The sequence below is a fragment of the Paenibacillus sp. PK1-4R genome (assembly GCF_030369595.1).
Lineage (GTDB): Bacteria > Bacillota > Bacilli > Paenibacillales > Paenibacillaceae > Paenibacillus.
Genome location: NZ_CP126535.1, coordinates 1,328,048 through 1,347,114, shown reverse-complemented (window position 1 = coordinate 1,347,114; position 19,067 = coordinate 1,328,048). Strand labels below are relative to the sequence as shown.

The following is a 19,067-nucleotide window of genomic DNA, read 5'->3' as shown; positions in this document are numbered from 1 at the left end:
CCCATACAATATAGGTGAATAACAAAATTTATTTTCACATAACAGTTCACAAACGCGGGTCTACTCGCTCCGACTCCAGCGATAGCGTTGCCAGCACGCATTCATGAATTCGTTCCACTGGCTCTCTGCGTATAAAGCGCTCAATACCCTCCATGCCCAAAGCACTCTCCATTAAGGCGTGACGTTCTTTTTTGGATGTTTTGCGTTTACGAAGTCGGGACAAATTCTCGGGTGCCAGGTAATCCATCCCATAGATGATGTGCAAATATGCACGTCCTCGTACTTTAATCGCAGGTTGAATCATTTTGTTGTTATTCCAAGCGCGGAACGTTTCAGGTTTGATCACAATCCCCTCATGACCTTCCGCCGTAATCTCATCCCACCAACGAATGACATCCGCTTCATCTGCCTCACTTGCGATCATGCGATATTCCGTCTCCATCATCAAGGTCGACATTCAGGCGAACTCACGGTTTTGTTCCATATGCCATTCATGTGTTTGCTCCCAAAATGCTCCCGTGCTATGTGCAAGTGTGTGGAACGGCGCAATCCGAATGTCCACGATATCATCCACATCCCAGCAGTATTTTTGGAATACATCGCGGAACGTCTCGGCATTAGCGAGTTTACCTGCTGTCTCCTGCAACCACTCATCTACCTTACGACCTGCTGCTTGAGCTTCGCGCAGTTTGTCCAGTACCGTAGAGCGATCCATAAGCGAGGCTTCGGCCACATGTGCATATTGCGAAGCAATCAGCTCACGCGCCTTCAGATTCCAAGGTACAATCTCCGCATCGAGCAATACAAATTCGGTCTGATGACGATCAAAATAACCACCTGCGGTCAAATCAGCATGTAACCTTGAGAGCACAGCCTGCTCTATCGAAGGGTCAAAAAAGGATCGGCCCGTCCGGGTCACAATGTTCCCCAACATCGGCCTACCCACTCGCTGCACCGCAGCTTGTTCATCGCGGATGAGAAGTAAAATGGCCCGGCTGCCCATGTGTTTTTTCTCGGCAACCATACGGGTAACGCCCTGTAAGCGATAATACTGGAACGCATCCTGTGGATGCTCCAGGTATCCTTCTACAGAACATACACCTGGCGGAGGACTCATTGTAGGCGGGATGTAAATCAGTTCTTCCAGCGGTACAGTATAATGGGAAAACGTATCAATTGCCGTCTTCGCCACCTCACCGTGCACAGACACATCCAGTTTGGATGCTGTCTGAACCGTGAAACCCTCCTTGAACTTACGTATGTTGGGCGGAGCAAAACGCCGCTGTTCCCAGCGCTTTAATGGACTATCCGGATCCCCCGCATAATCCTGCTTCGCCGGAACACTGACTGCCTCACGTTCTGGCATTCGCCAAGCAGTGAGCATGCCACCAAAAACGACACCTTGATCGATGTTGACCGTATCATTCACAATCGTAGGATATGGACGAGGATCATGCCCCCAAACGATGCATTCACCCGAATTGTGATCCACGTACCAATCCTTGCGCACAGGCCGACCCTGATCATCCGTCCCTTCCACATCGCCATACCGGCAGTAATCCTGAATGCGTTTGGACTGTTTTCCAATAAAATGATCTCGAATCCCTGCGTGTGCAACAACCACCTGTCTTACCCCGTTACTGGAAAACACCAGATGAGATGGTGCATCAAGCAGAAATGCCTTAAGCTCTGCACGTACTCGCTTTGCTGTCTCTTGGCCGTGCTCCTGCTCAAACTGTAGCAGTTCCATCTCCACCCGTTCGTCACCATGACTCAGCGTAACGTCTCGACCATCCAGATAACGTGCGATCTTCCAGCCGTGATTACTGTCAATCATGTAGGCGAGCTCGGCGGTACAATGACGTTGCCAGAACAACAGACATTGTAACGATTCTGGCCCACGGCTCGTTACGTCACCAACGGAGACCAATTTGCGTCCTTCAGGGTGACGATACAGGCCACTTCCGTCCTTGTCCACATATCCGAGGCGCACGATTAATTCCATCATTTCATCATAACAACCGTGAATATCTCCGATGATATCAATACCTGTACCCATGTCAGTCACCAGCGGATTGGATGTGCGGACAAACGTAATCTCATCTGGCCGCTTCAGCACATAACTGGCATCAAAGCCATCCTCACGGATCGAGCGTAATGTGCGCTTGAACTGCTGCACCTGTTGTTTCACCCGTTGACGGCCACGCGGATACTCCCGCTGGGCATCACGTTCCAGTAGTTCTTTTTCCGGAATATCCAACACGACAGCAATCACAGGCACATGAGCCTTTCTCGCCATCTGAATCAGGCGCTCGCGATCCTCGGGATACAGATGTGTCGCATCCACCCAGGTCAGCTTGTTCAGGCGGCAGCGGGTTGCCAGCATCGCCTCCATCGCTTCAAATGCTTTGGCCGATACTTGCTGATACTCCGCATAGATCACATCCGCTTCACTGCGGGGACGGTGTTTCCAATCCACATACTCATCATCTCCAACCAGCATGCGGAATTGATCGGATGAGACGGCTTCCGTGCGGCGAATGACGCTTTCTGCAACAAGACGATCCAGCAACGTACTTTTGCCACTGTTGGACGGGCCGACAAGAACGACAATGCCTGCGTTGGGTAGATGAATCTCACGCTGTCTTTCCTCCGTCCCACTTTCCCTATCCTGCTGCCCTCTGCCTACATCCGAGATTTCGTTCGGTGTTACTATTCTCCTCATGATTGGCTCTCCTTTCTCCGCTCAAAAATGACCAGTTGGGTAGGTTTTCCATAACCTTCTGCATGCTCACCGATACCTTTAATTTCATAGGCATAGTTCCCTTGTTGCGTCCATTCCTCACACCGGGAAACCAGCTCCGCACGGGTCCACTCAAAGCGATGATCATGGTGGCGAAAGCTTTCCTGCTCCATTGCATACACTTCGTTATATTCCTTGTTTGGTGTAGTGACCAGCAGCACTTCTGGCTGATATTCGTTCATGATTGTATCCATAATTCCGTTTAGACGATATTCCTCAATATGCTCAATCACTTCGCACAGGATCATAACATCCTGGTTTTGCATCTGCTCGTCAAAATAAAACAGTGAACCAATGATTGGTTCCGGCATAGCCACCACTCCTGAACGCCCCTCCAACTTAGTAAAGCGCTCCATGGCCCGGAGCCGCGACTGACCGGAAGGTTCAACGGCCAGAATTGCCTCCACACCGGGAATGTACGCCAAACGGGCAGACAGCTTGCCTTCACCCGCTCCCATATCAACAATGCTCCGTTTGACTGGCAACGCTGCAACCACATCTGTAATCGCACGATAACGCAACTCGTTTAACCGCACAGGAGGTTCAGATTGTTCAGATTGCCCGCCATCTCCTCCAGCTGTACCTGTATCTACATCAGCAATCTTTGCATCACCATCTTCTATCTCTGTATCTGCATCTGTACCTTCACCTGGACCTCTAGAATCTGCATTCAGTTGCTTCTCATCGCTATCGGACTCGGACCCCAGGTACTCTTGTTCTCCTTCTTCCTGATGCCCTGCTTTATTCTCCTGAATAATCGCTTCCGAGGTGTGGCCTATTCCTCTCTCCTGTCCAAAGGACACAGTCAAAGCACCCTCTTGACGCTCATACTGCCGAATCAGTTCGGTAAAACGCAACGTACGCTTCACAATGAGTTCTTTCAGTGGGTGAGCATCCAGCCAGCCTTCACCATACCGTTTGATTTTATCGATCTCATCTTCACTGATGAAATAATGTTTGTAATTATCCAGCACTGGAATCAGTAGAAAAAGCTGACGCAGTGCATGTTGTACCGTATTACGTCCACGCAGGATGATATGGCGAACCGTGCTTTTACTTTTCAGATCAAATGAATACGATAGTTCTCCACGCTCCACCGAAACGGCGTATCCTAATGGCAAGAATAATTCTTCCACAACTCGATCCGGCAGATCGGACGCCACTGGGCCAAATGTCAGTTCCAACTCAAAAGTATGACCTACCCATTGCACATAGTCTTCCTTGGGCTTACCATTCAGGGCCGTCCCTAGCGCCCCACGTATGTAGGAGCAGAACAAACTGCTGGTCACGAACTCACGATCATTGATATATTGCGTTATGTCATATCCATCGGGTGTACCCCTGACCAGATCCACAGGATCAGGCTCGGCATGAATCAGCACTTCCGTTTCGTTCTCTGTAGTTGTGGTGTACACCATTCTTACACGCACGCCTTTGTCTACGCGGTCATATATATTCAGCGGATTCTTCGCTAACAAATGGGATACGACCGCCGCGTCAGCGCCGCTTGCTTTTAAGATCAGATGCATCAGTTCTCCTCCTTAATATATGAAAAATGTTTCACGCACTAGACAGTGTCTTCAAACCTGCTGAAAGCCCAAGCGTTCTTAAACGTCTCGGAGCCAGAGCAGCACAAGTGCATGATGGAGCGCTAACGAATCGCTGGCGTCTTATTTCATAATGAGAAGCACCCCCGGAAACCTAACGAACCCCAGTCACGCTATATGGAGCTAAACCGCCTTTTTCTATCCTTTTATCCGACTTTTTCGGAAAATAACGTGTCCCATGTTCCTTACATTTTAAAAAGGCACCCTGGAGGCCACATAGGACGTCCTGTGTTCCTTAGAACATACTCTCCCTAGCAATTGCAACTCGTCACAATCGGCCAGCCGACCTGAACTTTAAAACGTTCGGGACGCGGACATTCATCATCGAATCGCTCGCCTGGGTGAGAAGAAACGCCCTAATTGTTCCCCCACACCTCTTGCAATGCCAAACGGAAAATCCGATCCAATTCTTCAAATTGAATTATTTGCTCATTATCCATCTGTCCGGCCAGTTGTTCAAAATGCTCGATCTTCTCCGCCAAAAAAGTCTGAATTGCGGGCAACTGCGGCTCCAGATCCAGTTCCTCGCCTGCCTTTTTCCGGCGCAGCAATTCATGAATCTCCGTATATAGCGGTGTAGTCGCAGGTACAAGTTCTTGCACCAACTCTTCGAATGCCATCGGTGGCATTGCATCATAACGTTCGATCCAGCCACAAGCGAGTAATGGACGAAGAACATAGAAATACTTTTTAATCTTGACCCGCTCACCTTGTAAATAATCGCGGAAGTTCCCCTTTGCCATATTCAGATAATGATACATGCAGGACTTGGGCGAGAAGGTCAACGGTGAAAGTGCACGGATATGCTGTGCCACGTTATACTGTTCATCATACTGAATGGGGGATTGCAGCCACTCCAAAAGTGGTGGATTGGATTTGCGAAACAGCTTCAACGCCTTGCGCAGATCCCAACCATTAATGTCGAGCTGGTCACTGATTGGGCGTTCGATCACATCCCTTTTATCCTCAATCGACAAGTACCATTCCAGCGGTCTCACATATAGAAAACGCACATCATAATCGCTGTCCTGAGAAGGAAACCCCCACGCCCGGCTGCCTGATTCACAGGCATAGATGATCCGTACCTGCTCGTCCTGTTCAATCTGCTTCAGCTGTTGTCTAATCGTATCTCTCATTTCTTCATGAACGTAGGTCATGGTCAGCCGCCTCCAAATTCCCTCAATTAAATCTCTATCTCTCTAACCCGGTTCGCGAGTGTATCATATCCTGCCACAGTCTCGGCAATATACGTCAATACCGTTTCACTCCAACCGTAGATGTAAAAGGTTTTGCCATCCCGTGGCGGTACCATTGCCTGCCGATAAGGTGCTATATCCACAATAAATGCCTTCAACTCCGGATTCATCATCCGGCGATATCGCTCAAGCTCGGCATATAACGGGCTGCCTTCATTCTGCTGTTCATCGGTGATCATAATGATCTGATCCACTTTTTCTCCGATATCCCGAAGTTCCCGCACTGGTCGACCCGTGTCTGTTCCACCTTGTGCGCGAATACGGTGAGCTTGGGAAAGAATGCTCTCATCCATCTTGGGACGAGCATCCTCAACCATATGATCGAATAACCAGAACAGTGCGTTACCTCGTGTTTGTTTATAAAGCGCCAGTGCCAGCACCGAACCAATCCGCAAATAATTCCCTTGCATGGAACCGGAGCGATCCAGGAAAATAGCCGTTTTTCCCGGCAGTGTTGGCAGGTTGCCAATGGATAGCTCCACCGCTTGCCTCAAAGCATCCCGCAACTCTTCTCTCGCAATCATTTCATACGCACTGGCGAATCGGAAAGGTAAGATTCGCGACTTGCGCAGGGCTTCTGCATCCGTTAGACGGCCCGTTACGTAATCGATATTTTTCGATTTTTCAAAAACACCTGCCCGATCCATTGCATTCAGATGGCGCAGCAACGCAAAGGTCGGCATCTGTGACATTAACGCCTCCCACACCGTACGTGTCGGTTGCATGATCGAGGTGACCACCGAATACGGAAGTTTACCTTTCACGATCAGATGCATCCGACTTGCCGGGTTAGGGGTAGCTTTCAGCTTTTCAAGGGCCTGCAACTGCGGAAGTTCCGTAAGATCCACCTCATGCCCGCGCAAATAACGGAATAAGGCTTGCTGCTTCAGATCTATCGGCTTGGGATGTGCTGTAGCGATCATATCGCCCAGACTATATCCACGCCCGCGTCCGTTGTATTTGATCGCCCAGTATTCACTGATCCCGTTCAAAAAGAGACTCACCTGACGCTTTACCGCTCGTCCGCCCTGCCCCCGACCCAATCCTCTCAGAATGGTCAGAAAATCAGCCAAATCAGCCGGTGTCTGTACGACCTTGGAGAACACCTTTGCAAACTGATCCGCGTCTACTTTGGACAGCAGTGCCAGCCCGTATAGAGGCTGTAACCTCATCAACCCTTCATTACGAGCATAGACCAGCGCCCGCGCCATAAACCCCGCATCGACCTCAGCCATCTCCTGATGACTGACCATCGCATCGTCCATCAGTTGCTGGGTATCTGCATAGAACGTATTGTTCAATGTATTGGTCATCAACATCTGTATATATTGTTCCTCCACCAATCGCTCATAGGCTCCATAACCCCCATGATTACGTGTCGTTGGCTGAGGTTGATTAAATAATTGTTTCGCTCTGCTCATCACTCATGACCTCCCGGTGTGAGTCTATTTACTGATATTCCTTAATAAAATGATCCGAGGAAAAAGGTGGGAAGGTATATTACCCGCTCTACCGCTGAGCTACACCGCCATGAACGGCGGCGATTGGATTCGAACCAACGACCTGGTCGATTAACAGTCGAAGTAACCCTCCCTGGCGCCTCGGAACCTTGATCCACAGTGCTTGTTGCTGCCCCGCTTCACAACCTCATTATGCCTCACGCACCTACACGCGAACATGGTAAAAGTATGACGACGACTCATTTTCTGAAATGAAGTCAATCTTCACAAGTTTAAAATGAAACCTGCCACTCTTCCTGCTACAATGAAGGGATAACAAGGAGTGAATGTTCATGGCAAGAGAGAGTTTTGACAAAGAAATTCAGTTCTTACGCATGTTATCCCTAACAAGCGGTGCATATAACCGCAAACAGTATGCCGAGCGGCTTGGCATATCCGTACATACCTTTGATAAAACCAATCGCAGATTAAAAGAAATCATGCAGACCGTCGCCGACCAACGCTCAGGTGCCGAAGCAAGCCGGGAAATGGCCGATCTCGTTCGCTTCCAATACGGGGAGTCGGCAGAGCCTATGCTGCTCTTTCTCTTCCGTGCCAAGTCGATGAAAGAGACTGAAGTTCAGCGACTTTCCGTCCTTTTGCATACCTTACAAGATGAAGCCTTAACCGCGATGGAACTGCTGGACGCCTGCTGTGCTGAGCTGCCGGAAGATCTGGCACTACCTGACGAGAAAACCATTCGCTCCGACCTGAAGTATCTGGAAGAGGTTGGGGTTATTCGAAAAGAGCCGGGTGGCAGACCGTATCGATATGCTTTACAACAAGATGTCCTTACCCAATTAACAGTGGAGGAACAGCTGGAGTTGTATGATTTTGTAGATATGATGGCCAACACCCAGGTGCCTTCCGTACAAGGGTACTTATTGCGGGACAGTTTGAAGAAAGCCATTACGGCAAGTTTTCCGCAAGAAGAAGCTACTGAGCCCTATATCTATAAGTATCACTATTACTCTCGTATCCTGGACGAAGCTCATCTCTACACATTGCTTAGTGCGATTCGTCAGCGCAAACGTGTGCAGTTCCTATACTATTCACCGAAAAAACCATCCAGCTACAGTTCACAGAATACGAATCCACGCTTTGAACGCGAAGCAGATGGTCGATCCAACCAGATCGTGCCCCTTGAAGTGATTTATGACCATCAGTATGGTCGTTGGTATGTAATTGGATATCAGGGGCGCCGCGGCTTTGTTAAATTCCGGATGGAAGGCATAACCCAACTGGAGGAACAGGATTCAGTAGAAGAGGAATACATGCTCGAATTGAAGCAGCAGTGGACCGACATTAGTCGCTACAGTTGGCTCGTGGATACGGGGAATACCGTGACGGTTCAAGCACGCTTTTTCCACCCGGAGCGTGGTCAGCGCAACTTCATTCTGGATCGGGTTCGTCTGCAAGGTCAATGGGGCAAGATTATACCCGAAACGGACCATACCTTTCTCTACGAAATCCAGGTCAACGGTACCACTGAGATCAAACCGTGGTTACGGAGTTTTGGCTCAAGCTGCGAAATAATCGCACCTCAGAGACTACGCCAGGAGATGATCAAGGAATGGAAGGAGATTGCGGAATATTATGAACCTGTTCGAGAAGATGTTCAACTATCAGATGATGACGCGATTGAATGAAACCGGACTATTCACCTGGACCTCACAGGAACGGGCCTGGCTTCGCATGATGCTGAATCATCCTGCTGCGAGAGAAGCACTGAGCGCTGTAACATTGGATAAAATGTACAACATGCTGAATGGTGAGCAGGACCTGAACCTTCAAGATTACCTGACCGAAAAAGCCAAAAGCGAAGAAAACAGTGTCTCTCACCCACTACTTCGACAGTTAAGGCTAATCATACTGCATCATCAGGGATTTCGAATGACAGGCCGCGTCCGCAATGGACGCACAAGCCATGATGAATTTGGTTTTCCGTATAAACTGGAGTATTCCATGGTCAAAAAAGAATGGTATGTGCTCTGGTACGCGCCTCGCTTCGACAAGCTCATGTCCACCAAGCTGCACAGCATCGTTACCGTGGAAGCCCAACCCGTTGAGCCGGATACCGCTTCTGGTTACACTGCCCGAATTGCTGCGATAACAGAGAAGCGTAAAACGACCATCACCATCGAGGTACTGCCCGAGTTCAATCAGGAACTGTCCCGAATCCTCTATGCCTTCTCCTGCTTTGAGAAACAGGTCGAGTACCTGGAAGCCGAGCAGACATATCGGATCGAGCTGACCGTTCCGCGCAATGAGATGGATTACGTCTTATCCAAAATGCGTTTTCTCGGCAAACGGGTTCGAATCGCTGACCACACAGTGCTGCGGGAGCGAATGTCCGAAACAGCTGCCAAGGCATTGGCCCGTTATGCGGAAAAAGATCCTGATATGCATCCCAAACACTCCAATGAAGTTCAGCACCGCCAACGTGAGGAAGGCTCCCTTGCGAAAGCCGATGGTCATTGATTTGGTCCCATACACGAAAAAAAGGTCTGGATAACCTTATCCAAACCTTTTTTGCTATACCTACTTGCTCGTAATGTCGTAAACTTATCAGCGGAAGTATTTCTACTCCATCCACTTACGTTGCTCCACCACTGCTGGCAGCTGAATTCCGCCTTTTGTTAATCGCATGCACGCCCATGACCACTGCAATTAATTCATACGTGTCCAGTTGTTCCGACTGGTTATCTAGTACAAATGCCCCCGAACTAAACCAGCCGCTGGTGCGACGAAAACTTGCCACGATGCGGCCACCACTGCCACTTATATCATATTCCTGCGAAAATGCTGGAGCAGACACATCATACGTACCGCGTGATCCTGCATCATACTCATACTTTTTGCTGAAGAAACTAAATCTCGCTCGCAATACGCCCAGATGTCTCCCATCGGCTGCAGTGATATCCCAACGATTGGTTAACATGCGGAATTTGCCACTGCAAACCAATCCCGAGTTATCTGATACATCGAGCGAAGAGCCAAAAACACTTTTCAAATCGAGATGCCCGGCCTGTTCCTGATTTGGATTCATGATCTCGGTGTAACCCGCATTAAAAAAGTTATCCCTAAAGTATAGTTCCATAACGATTGCTCCTTTCCCTTACATATCCTTTTGTTCTGTTTAACCTAATCTCTCATCGAGCACACAATATATCTATATATACGTATAATTAATGGTAGTGGATTCAAAATATGGATTAACACTGGATGTAAAAAAAAACGAGCAACCCTGGTTGCTCGCATCATGTTCAAGTTATCCTGTCATCAGACTTCGACTTTTTTGTTGTTCAGATAAATGGTAGCCCACACCAAGATGACCGCCACAATGACTTCAAATACAATGCTTCCCCACATGCCGTCCGACCATAATACACCATTGGCTGTGATTGCAATACCTGTACTTTCTTCCGTATACCGGAACATCTCATTTGGACTGAAGCGTCCAGTCGTAATAATATTCTCCAACCAGCCAATCAGATTAACGAGGACAAAGAATGCAACGATTCCGATCCATGGTCCTGTTCTCCAGCGGAAGCTGCCTGCAATCGAGATCGAAAGGAAGATAATGACGGTCATGAATACCATAACCCATGCGCTAAACAGCAACAAACTAATATAATCCGAAACATGCAGACCCGAAAGATCAATATTGCTAGCCATGTTCATTCTGAGCTTCATTGAGATATAGATGTAGGCATGAGTCGTAAAAATAATGACTAACCCCAACCCGCAAAGTAGTCCAAAGATTAAAGGAGACAACACATGTGATAGGCCCGTTACGGGTAACAGACGGCGATTATAAGAGCGGATATTGGACGTGTATGTTTTAATCATTTTCACATAAATAGCCACACCAACTCCAACATAACCCATAATGCCAAGCACAATCCCTGTGACCTCAGACACGAAAAGGGAAAGCCCCACTTGAGCGATAATCAAAATAACTAGCCCAGCCAGCAGTGTATTCCAGTTCCTTCTAAAGTCATACTTCAATAATGTCATCATTCCGCATAGACCTCCTTGAACATCTCATCCACACTTTTCCCATATTTCAGACGGAGCGTTTCTACTTCTTCCCGCATCACCAGCTCGCCCTCGCGAATAAAGACAACTTCATCAAAAATCCGTTCGATATCATTCACAAGATGTGTGGAGATGATCAGACTGCTGTCTTCATCATAGAACTTGACGATCGCATCCAGAATCTTGCCTCGCGCAACCGGATCTACTCCGCCAATCGGTTCATCCAGCAAATACAGACGAGCCTTACGGGATAGTGCCAGTGTTAGTTGCAGTCTTTCATTCATCCCTTTTGACAGATGCCGTACCCGGTCACTCTCGACAAGGTTCATAAAATCGAGCATCTCCCGTGCCTTCTCCTCGTCAAAATCAGCATAGAAATCGCGGTAGTACGCAATCGCATCCCGCACTCTCATCCACTTTTCGGTTAATGGACGATCCGGCATAAATGAAACCAGTGACTTAGTCTCCAGCCCCACAGGCTTACCTGTGACTTGAATCGTTCCACTGCTCGGATGCAGCAAACCTGCAACCAGCTTCATGAGCGTACTTTTGCCACTGCCGTTGCTACCCAGCAGACCTACGATTCGTCCTGGAGCAATATCCAAAGTAATATTACTGAGCGCTTTCTTATTGCCATATGTCTTATTGATCTGATTCAGTTCAAGGATGTTACTCATGCGTTGTTCCTCCCTTTCCTTCCGCAACGGCATCGGCTACGATGGATAAGATATCCTGCTCTTCAATCCCCAGTTCCTGCATTCCGGTCAGAAAACGTTCCAATAATTCACCGGCCATCTCTTTTTTGATCGTCATAATCTTCCGCTCCTCACTGGTCACATATCTGCCCAAGCCCCGTTTGGTTTCGACCACTTCTTCCCGCTCAAGCTCCTGAAATGTCCGTTGTACTGTATTGGGATTGATCTGTAATTCAGCCGCCAGTTCACGAACCGAAGGAATTTTGTCACCTGCCTGAAGTGTCCCGGTTACAATCTGTCTTTTGATATACTGCATGATCTGCAGATAGATTGGTAAATTGTTATCAAATTCTATAGTCACAAAGCTCTCGCTCCTCTCTGTACTGGTGTGTTAGTTACATAGTACACTAGTGAAATAGTGTTGTAAAGCCCATTTGTTATAAATATATAATCGCTCAGTTGATGAGCAAGCTTTGGTTATCGAAATACATACAAAAAAAGAGCAGATCGTGAAGATCTGCTCTGCATAACTCATTAATCGTATTGTCATCTATTTCACACGATATCTAAAGGTACCTTACCTTTAGGCGCAGGAAATGCCTCATCCAACCGTGTGAGTTCCTCTGGTGTCAAAACGATATTCACTGCTGCTGCATTGTCTGCCACATGATTCAGCTGTACCGCCTTGGGAATCGCCATCACATCTCCGTCCCTGATCACCCAGGCTAATGCGATCTGCGAAGTTGTAACTCCTCGATCCTGCGCAATCTTCTGAATGACTGGATGCTCCAACAATTCACTGCGAAGTCTGCCCCCCTGAGCCAGTGGACAATACGCCATTACAGGAACGCTACGTTCCCGCATCCACGGGAGCAAATCATGTTCAATACCACGCGAAACTGCATGGTAAAGCACCTGATTCACCATGCACTGAGAACCCTCTGGCAAACTCCATAATTCCTGCATATCCCTTGTATCCAAGTTTGAGACACCCCAACGCAGGATTTTACCGGATTGCTTCAATTGTTCCAAGGCCTGGACAGTCTCTTCAAGTGGTACTCCTCCGCGCCAGTGGAGCAGATACAGATCCAGGCGATCTGTTCCTAAGCGCTTGAGACTACGCTCACAGGCTGTAATCATCTGCTTGCGATCTGCATGATGGGGATATACTTTGGATACGAGAAAGACTTCATCACGCAGGCCTGAGATGGCCTTTCCCGTAACGACTTCTGCCCCACCTTCTGCATACATCTCCGCCGTATCAATCACGGTCATTCCCAGTTCAATACCGGAACGTAGTGCCCGTACTTCTTCTTCCTGGCTGGATTGCTTCTCTCCCATGTACCATGTGCCTTGTCCTATCGCGGGCAGGGCAGTTCCATCTGGAAGCATAACCGTGCGTGTCTGATCACCATGCAACATCTATATTCCTCCATTCTGAAGACTCGATGGATATTGACTCTAACGACGATGATACGAATCATAAATCATGTTATCACTCACATGTCTCCAGTGGCTCATCATCATGATATATAATTGATCCAGTGGCACTGTGAGGCTGCTTTGGGCAACGCTGATGGTCGCATCGACCATATTGCTGTTGACCGTCATCAATTTGCGTTTCATCCCGTTCTGGCGATCCAGAAAGGCTTTTTCGTCCCGCAATTTGACCCCAATCATTTTCTGTCCCATCAATTCATACATAAAAATATTCTCAACGTCTCTCCAGGCCACTGCCCCTCCTGCGGTATAAGAAGATGCATCCACAAACCCATCCTCATCGATCACAAAAGAAGGTTCCTTCTTAATCATCTTTACCAAACTGTAGCAGAAACATAGCCCAAAAAACAAAATGGATAGAAGTCCAATCACACCCGAGAGGATGGAATCATTCGTACTTGAGGAACTATCAAAAATCAAAAAAAATCCGGCTGCCACAAAAAGTGCTGCCCCTGCCGTAAGCCACGCCATTCGTTTCCGGTTTGGATATTCTACATGCTGCTCATAGGATGTGCTCAACGTGACGTTCCTCCTCCATTGCGACTGAATCATACAAGTTCTATATAAACGAATGGTTATGAACCAAATACCTGAATGTTGAACAGGAATTGCATTGTACATTAAACCAAATTCACCAATGTTAAACATTAAATTAAGACCATTTTTCGTCATTTCTGCGCTTATTCAACATTAGGATTCGTCATCCTTCGAGCAAATCCTTTAACACACCTATATGAATTGAACTAAAGAATTTTCACACGGGTCACTCCGATGACAGAACAACCTTCCGATCGCTGTTATCCCCAGATTTTTCGATTCCACTTTTTCAAAGTGAAAATCCGGGGATAGCCTATGCTTCCGATGCAGCTTTCTTTCAGAAAGCTTTTAGGCGAACGCTCCGCTTCTTCAGGTTATTTCTGTCCTCTACGTTACGTGCAAATATTTAATTCAATTAATATACATTGTTAAATGTCTTACCCTCCTTCATTACACTTATTGTCCTGTCCCTAGCTTTCCGTTAATATAAATGGAAAGGTTAGGAAATTAACCAATTCTAATTCATGGTGGGAGGACAAACAATGATGAGTCAGCGCGGCATAACAGCGGAAGATCTTTATCAGATTACATGGGTTAATGATCCAACTCCGTCCCCTCAAGGCGGACAACTGGTATATGTAAGCCGGAAAACGAATGAAGCACGTGACGGTTATTGTTCTCACCTAAGACTGTTGCATCTGGGGAGTCAGAAGGACAGGCCCTTTACCTCTGGAGAGAAGGATCATTCCCCAGCCTGGTCGCCGGATGGGTCCCAGCTTGCCTTTCAACGAGAGGTTGAGGGAAAATCCCAAGTGTGGATTATCGCAGCTGATGGCGGAGAAGCACAGCAAATCAGTCACTTGAAACATGGCGTCAGTTCCTTTCTCTGGTCACCAGATGGCCATACCTTACTTGTGAAATCACCCGTGGATATGAGCGGAGAAGAAGAATTACAACCTACAGATTCTAAAGACAATGACCATAAACTGCCGCAAGAACATGTCGTGGACCGCATTCGCATGAAATCAGATGCAGGTGGATTATGGGACGGAAGACGTTCCCATCTCTTCACCATCGCGCTAATCGACGCAGAAGCTAGCCCTGTAACTACAGGTCATTATGACGTTGGTGACTACGCCTGGTCACCGGATGGAACATCCATCGTATGGATCACGCAAATGCCTGAAGAAGGCGAGGATCATAATGACTATACCCTAACCAATCATGTGTACCTTGCCAAGGCAGACGGAACAGATGTGCAGCAATTGACCCCGGAAGGATATACGTTCAGCCGACTGACATTTGCACCGGATGGACAATCCCTGGCCCTGCTCGCCAGTGACCGTTCTTATGGAAATGCCACGCTTGTGAAGCTATATACCCTTCCTATATCAGGTGGTGAGCCCGTATGTCTAAGCACGGATTGGGACGTACAGTTAAATCACAGCATTGTTGGTGACATGCGATCACATCTGACAACCACGGGGCCTGTACTCAGTCGGGATGGTTCATCCATCCTCTGTCTCGCGACCATTCATGGTAGTGTACGCATCGCCAAATTCGCACGAGACGGCAGCAGTGCCGAGTATATATTGCCTGACGAACAGGAGATTTATCAATTTGCGGAATTGGAAAACGGACAGATCGTTGCCGCTGTTGCTGATACGCGAAGTCCCGGTGACCTCTATATGTATGAACAACCGGAAGATTCCGGTGTAGAACCGATTCAGCTCACCCGCAGCAATCCACAGCTTGAGGAGGATATCCATCTTAGTGCACCAGAGACTTTCTGGTTCAACTCCTCGGATGGCCTGCGGCTGCAAGGGTGGATCATGAAACCTCGTGGCATGGTCGACGGGGTCAAAATCCCGACCATTCTTGAGATTCATGGCGGCCCGCACATGATGTATGGTTTTACATTTATGCACGAATTCCAGATTCTCGCCGCACAAGGCTACGCTGTTGTATACATCAATCCACGCGGGGGACTCGGATACGGGCAGCAGTTTGTAAACGCCTGTCGCGGAGATTATGGCGGTGGCGATTATCGCGATCTTATGGAGAGCGTGGATTATGTCCTGTCCCAGTATGCGTTTATTGATGAATCCAGATTGGGCGTAACCGGGGGCAGTTATGGTGGCTTCATGACCAACTGGATTGTTGGACACACGGACCGCTTTAAGGCCGCTGTTACCCAGCGTTCCATCTCCAACTGGCTATCGTTCTATGGTGTCAGTGACATTGGCTATTTCTTCACAGAAGATCAAATTGGTGGTAACGCGTGGGATGACACGGAAAAACTGTGGAAACATTCCCCGCTCGCTTATGTCGGCAACGTGAGTACTCCGCTGCTCATTTTACATGGCGAACAGGATCTGCGGTGTCCAATTGAACAGGCTGAGCAATTGTTCATTGCGTTGAAACGACGCAAGCAGACCACAAGACTTGTTCGTTTCCCAGGGGCAAACCACGAGTTATCTCGTGGAGGTCATCCCCACTTAAGAGTACGTCGTCTGGAGCATATTGCCGGTTGGTTTAACGAGTACTTGTAACGGACTAATATTTAGAATATTAATTCAGAGTATAGAACCAGATATGGATTCAACTCTAAAAGCCGTCCAATGAAATCTGTAATGATTTCAACGGGCGGCTTTTGCTGTTCACCTTTTATAGAAGGAAAGATTACTCTTCGCCCCACACTACGGTGATTTCATTCAGATCCTTGTTGGTTGCAGACACCGAACCTGTGATGGTTACGGCATATTTGCCATCTTCACGACCCACGATGCTGAAGCCGTCTGCCTGGATATCCTGAGTGTTCTGACTCAGATTTTTGGTCTGGTAGTAGTCTTTGTAGGATTTTCCAACGGTTAGCAACGTTTCTTTGGTTGTGTAGGTGAGAACAACTTTTTTGTTTCCATCCATTATGTTCTCAATGAGACTTGTTGCCTTAGCATCCTTAGGTAAAGGGAAATCTGCTGGCAGATACTTGGACTTTACGCCTACCGCCTGTGTGTTTGTACCTGTTGAGGGCGATGTCGATTCGCTGTTGCCTGTGGATGTTGATCCACCAGAGGAGCTTGAAGAGCCGATGCTTACTTTATTGTTTTGGGAATCATACTTCACTTCGGTCTTCAACGCATCTGCAATCGAACGAACGGGGAGATATGTACTGCCTTGATATGTAATTGGCGCAAGTTTTTTGCCCTGGTCACCTGTCGGTGTAAATTTCTGTCCGTTCACTTCGATGGCGAGCCCATGGTTCAGATAAGCTTTGATCGTCTCCAGTTGTGTACCTGCATATACACCTGCCGATCCGGTTAACACCATGCCAAACACACCCGCAGCAATCAACCACTTTTTGCTTTTCATCCCTAAACGCCTCCTGAGTTCAAATGTCAGCCTTATGCATAATACGATTCAAGACGATCGCTCGATGTACGCGAAAGACTCATGTAGTTATGCTCATCATGTATGGGCACGAGCTTATTCGGATAACAGCCCGTTGTTCCACCAAATGTTAGCAATATAATAGCATCTGACAAGAGGTTGTAAATAATATATGAACAAAACAGGACCAAGGGCGTACAAAAATAGTCTTTATCGTATTCCCGCTGTACTCTCGCTCGTTAAGTTGTTCTTATATGAATAAAGTCCTGAATTCCGGACCATACATATGAAGCTAATCATACACGCACAACAGTTGCGAAATTAACCAATGTATTAGATAATTATTTGTCGATTTGTGGTCGAAGGAACGGAACTCAAGGGGGATTAAATACGATGAATAACAATAACAGTACATTTGACCAGCCTATTAACCGGATCTCTACCGGATCAGAAAAATGGGATGCGCTTGAGGATATCTTCGGCGCTGCTGATGCGCTTCCGATGTGGGTGGCCGATATGGATTTTGCTGCTCCACCATCCGTCATTCAGGCCCTGCAAACACGGATGGAGCACGGGATTTTTGGTTATACAGTACGGACTGAAGCGTATCATGCAGCTGTTGCAGACTGGATGGAACGGCGCCACAACTGGAAAATTAACGATAACTGGATCGTATTCACTCCAGGTATTGTGCCCGCACTCAGCATTGCTGTACAACGATTCACTCAGCCGGGAGATGCAGTGGTCATCCAAACTCCGGTGTATGCGCCCTTCTATGAAGTAGTACGTGGTCAAGGTCGTGAACTGATCACCAATCCTTTAGTAGAGAATAACGGTCATTACACGATGGATCTGGAACAACTGGAATCCAGCTTGCAGACCGGTCGGGTCAAAATGCTGATTCTGTGCAGTCCTCATAATCCGGTTGGACGGGTATGGACTCGTGAGGAGCTTGAAGGACTTACGTCACTGTGTCTGCAATACAACGTACTGATGGTTTCAGATGAAATCCATGCCGATCTTGTTCATCAGCGCGGAACTCATACACCTCTGACCCTGATCTCGGACGCCGTCTCTGATCTAAGCATCATCTGTACAGCTCCAAGCAAAACGTTCAACATTCCTGGCCTCTGCACATCCAACATCATCATCCCCAATGCCAAGTTACGGGAATCGTTCGCGCAGGGTGTAAAAACAATGGGACTTGCCAATATCAGCACACTAGGGGCTGTTGCAACCGAAGCTGCATACAACGGAGCCGAGGAATGGCTGGATGAGTGCATTGCCTATATCCGTGGAAATATGGAATATGTACAGCAATATGTTGCGGAACATATGCCTCAGATTAAAATGCATCTGCCCGAAGCAACCTATCTGTTGTGGATGGATTTCCGGGAACTGAATATCCCACATGCACAACTATGCAACATGCTTCTTCATGAAGCAGGGCTGGCTTTCAATGACGGGAGCTTCTTTGGAACAGAGGGTACAGGGTTCATGCGTATTAATGTAGCCTGTCCACGTTCCACGGTTGAAGAGGCGATGCGCAGGTTATCTGCGTTGCTAAGCAATTTGTCGGGCAAATAAGCTGTCAGTTACATCAATGTACGTTGCGAACAGAACGTGTACGGTTCGTTAAATGGCGAATATTTGTCAAAAGGGAAAAGGGGTGCCCCATAGTCAAGTCCATGACTCACATTCATGGTCAATGACTTCACAAGGGGCACCCCTTTTGTATT

14 protein-coding genes and 1 pseudogene are annotated in these 19,067 nt (G+C 47.8%); 4 read left to right on the top strand and 11 right to left on the bottom strand.

Annotation, left to right across the window (positions count from 1 at the left end; translation table 11 throughout):
- Positions 1 to 46: 46 nt before the first annotated feature.
- From QNO02_RS05555 to QNO02_RS05540, 4 genes and pseudogenes are all read right to left on the bottom strand, one after another.
- Positions 47 to 2,725, bottom strand: a pseudogene (locus QNO02_RS05555) (polynucleotide kinase-phosphatase).
- A complete protein-coding gene (locus QNO02_RS05550; RefSeq protein WP_289391366.1) occupies positions 2,722 to 4,332 on the bottom strand; it encodes a 3' terminal RNA ribose 2'-O-methyltransferase Hen1 in 1,611 nt (536 codons plus the stop codon). The pseudogene QNO02_RS05555 and the gene QNO02_RS05550 overlap by 4 nt, the downstream one beginning before the upstream one ends.
- 434 nt (positions 4,333 to 4,766) lie before the next feature.
- The gene (locus QNO02_RS05545) at positions 4,767 to 5,567 is read right to left on the bottom strand and encodes a nucleotidyltransferase domain-containing protein (protein ID WP_289391365.1); all 801 of its coding nucleotides are present in this window, start codon (positions 5,565 to 5,567) and stop codon (positions 4,767 to 4,769) included.
- A gap of 26 nt (positions 5,568 to 5,593) precedes the next feature.
- Positions 5,594 to 7,087, bottom strand: a complete 1,494-nt coding sequence (locus QNO02_RS05540) for a TROVE domain-containing protein (protein ID WP_289391364.1) — start codon at positions 7,085 to 7,087, stop codon at positions 5,594 to 5,596.
- Between the two features lie 371 nt (positions 7,088 to 7,458).
- Here QNO02_RS05540 and QNO02_RS05535 point away from each other — a divergent pair, with 371 nt between their 5' ends.
- Both QNO02_RS05535 and QNO02_RS05530 read left to right on the top strand, forming a co-directional pair.
- Positions 7,459 to 8,814, top strand: coding sequence for a helix-turn-helix transcriptional regulator (locus QNO02_RS05535; protein WP_289391363.1), 1,356 nt, complete (start codon positions 7,459 to 7,461; stop codon positions 8,812 to 8,814).
- Complete coding sequence (locus QNO02_RS05530) at positions 8,762 to 9,646, top strand: WYL domain-containing protein (protein ID WP_133386624.1); 885 nt, start codon at positions 8,762 to 8,764, stop codon at positions 9,644 to 9,646. The genes QNO02_RS05535 and QNO02_RS05530 overlap by 53 nt, the downstream gene beginning before the upstream one ends.
- A 115-nt stretch (positions 9,647 to 9,761) precedes the next feature.
- On the opposite strand, the gene QNO02_RS05525 is transcribed toward QNO02_RS05530, so the two are convergent.
- The 6 genes from QNO02_RS05525 to QNO02_RS05500 all read right to left on the bottom strand — a co-directional run bounded on the left by QNO02_RS05525 (position 9,762) and on the right by QNO02_RS05500 (position 13,920).
- Complete coding sequence (locus QNO02_RS05525) at positions 9,762 to 10,265, bottom strand: LURP-one-related/scramblase family protein (RefSeq protein ID WP_091034173.1); 504 nt, start codon at positions 10,263 to 10,265, stop codon at positions 9,762 to 9,764.
- 182 nt (positions 10,266 to 10,447) lie between these two features.
- Complete coding sequence (locus QNO02_RS05520) at positions 10,448 to 11,188, bottom strand: hypothetical protein (protein ID WP_133386623.1); 741 nt, start codon at positions 11,186 to 11,188, stop codon at positions 10,448 to 10,450.
- Positions 11,185 to 11,883 (bottom strand): ABC transporter ATP-binding protein, encoded by a 699-nt coding sequence (locus tag QNO02_RS05515; RefSeq protein WP_091034178.1) that lies wholly within the window; start codon positions 11,881 to 11,883, stop codon positions 11,185 to 11,187. Before QNO02_RS05515 ends, QNO02_RS05520 begins: the two co-directional genes overlap by 4 nt.
- A complete protein-coding gene (locus tag QNO02_RS05510) occupies positions 11,876 to 12,262 on the bottom strand; it encodes a GntR family transcriptional regulator (protein ID WP_036606428.1) in 387 nt (128 codons plus the stop codon). Before QNO02_RS05510 ends, QNO02_RS05515 begins: the two co-directional genes overlap by 8 nt.
- Before the next feature lie 194 nt (positions 12,263 to 12,456).
- Positions 12,457 to 13,323 (bottom strand): aldo/keto reductase, encoded by an 867-nt coding sequence (locus QNO02_RS05505; RefSeq protein ID WP_289391362.1) that lies wholly within the window; start codon positions 13,321 to 13,323, stop codon positions 12,457 to 12,459.
- A 39-nt stretch (positions 13,324 to 13,362) separates the two neighbouring features.
- Positions 13,363 to 13,920 (bottom strand): STM3941 family protein, encoded by a 558-nt coding sequence (locus QNO02_RS05500; RefSeq protein ID WP_289391361.1) that lies wholly within the window; start codon positions 13,918 to 13,920, stop codon positions 13,363 to 13,365.
- A gap of 560 nt (positions 13,921 to 14,480) precedes the next feature.
- On the opposite strand from QNO02_RS05500, the gene QNO02_RS05495 reads away from it, so the two are divergent.
- Positions 14,481 to 16,490 carry a S9 family peptidase gene (locus tag QNO02_RS05495; protein WP_289391360.1) on the top strand — a complete coding sequence of 670 codons (2,010 nt, stop codon included), beginning with the start codon at positions 14,481 to 14,483 and terminating at the stop codon, positions 16,488 to 16,490.
- A 130-nt stretch (positions 16,491 to 16,620) separates the two neighbouring features.
- Here the strand turns inward: QNO02_RS05495 and QNO02_RS05490 are convergent, their stop codons facing one another.
- Positions 16,621 to 17,310 (bottom strand): stalk domain-containing protein, encoded by a 690-nt coding sequence (locus QNO02_RS05490; protein WP_289391359.1) that lies wholly within the window; start codon positions 17,308 to 17,310, stop codon positions 16,621 to 16,623.
- Between the two features lie 411 nt (positions 17,311 to 17,721).
- On the opposite strand from QNO02_RS05490, the gene QNO02_RS05485 reads away from it, so the two are divergent.
- Positions 17,722 to 18,915 carry a MalY/PatB family protein gene (locus QNO02_RS05485; RefSeq protein ID WP_289391358.1) on the top strand — a complete coding sequence of 398 codons (1,194 nt, stop codon included), beginning with the start codon at positions 17,722 to 17,724 and terminating at the stop codon, positions 18,913 to 18,915.
- Positions 18,916 to 19,067 lie beyond the last annotated feature (152 nt).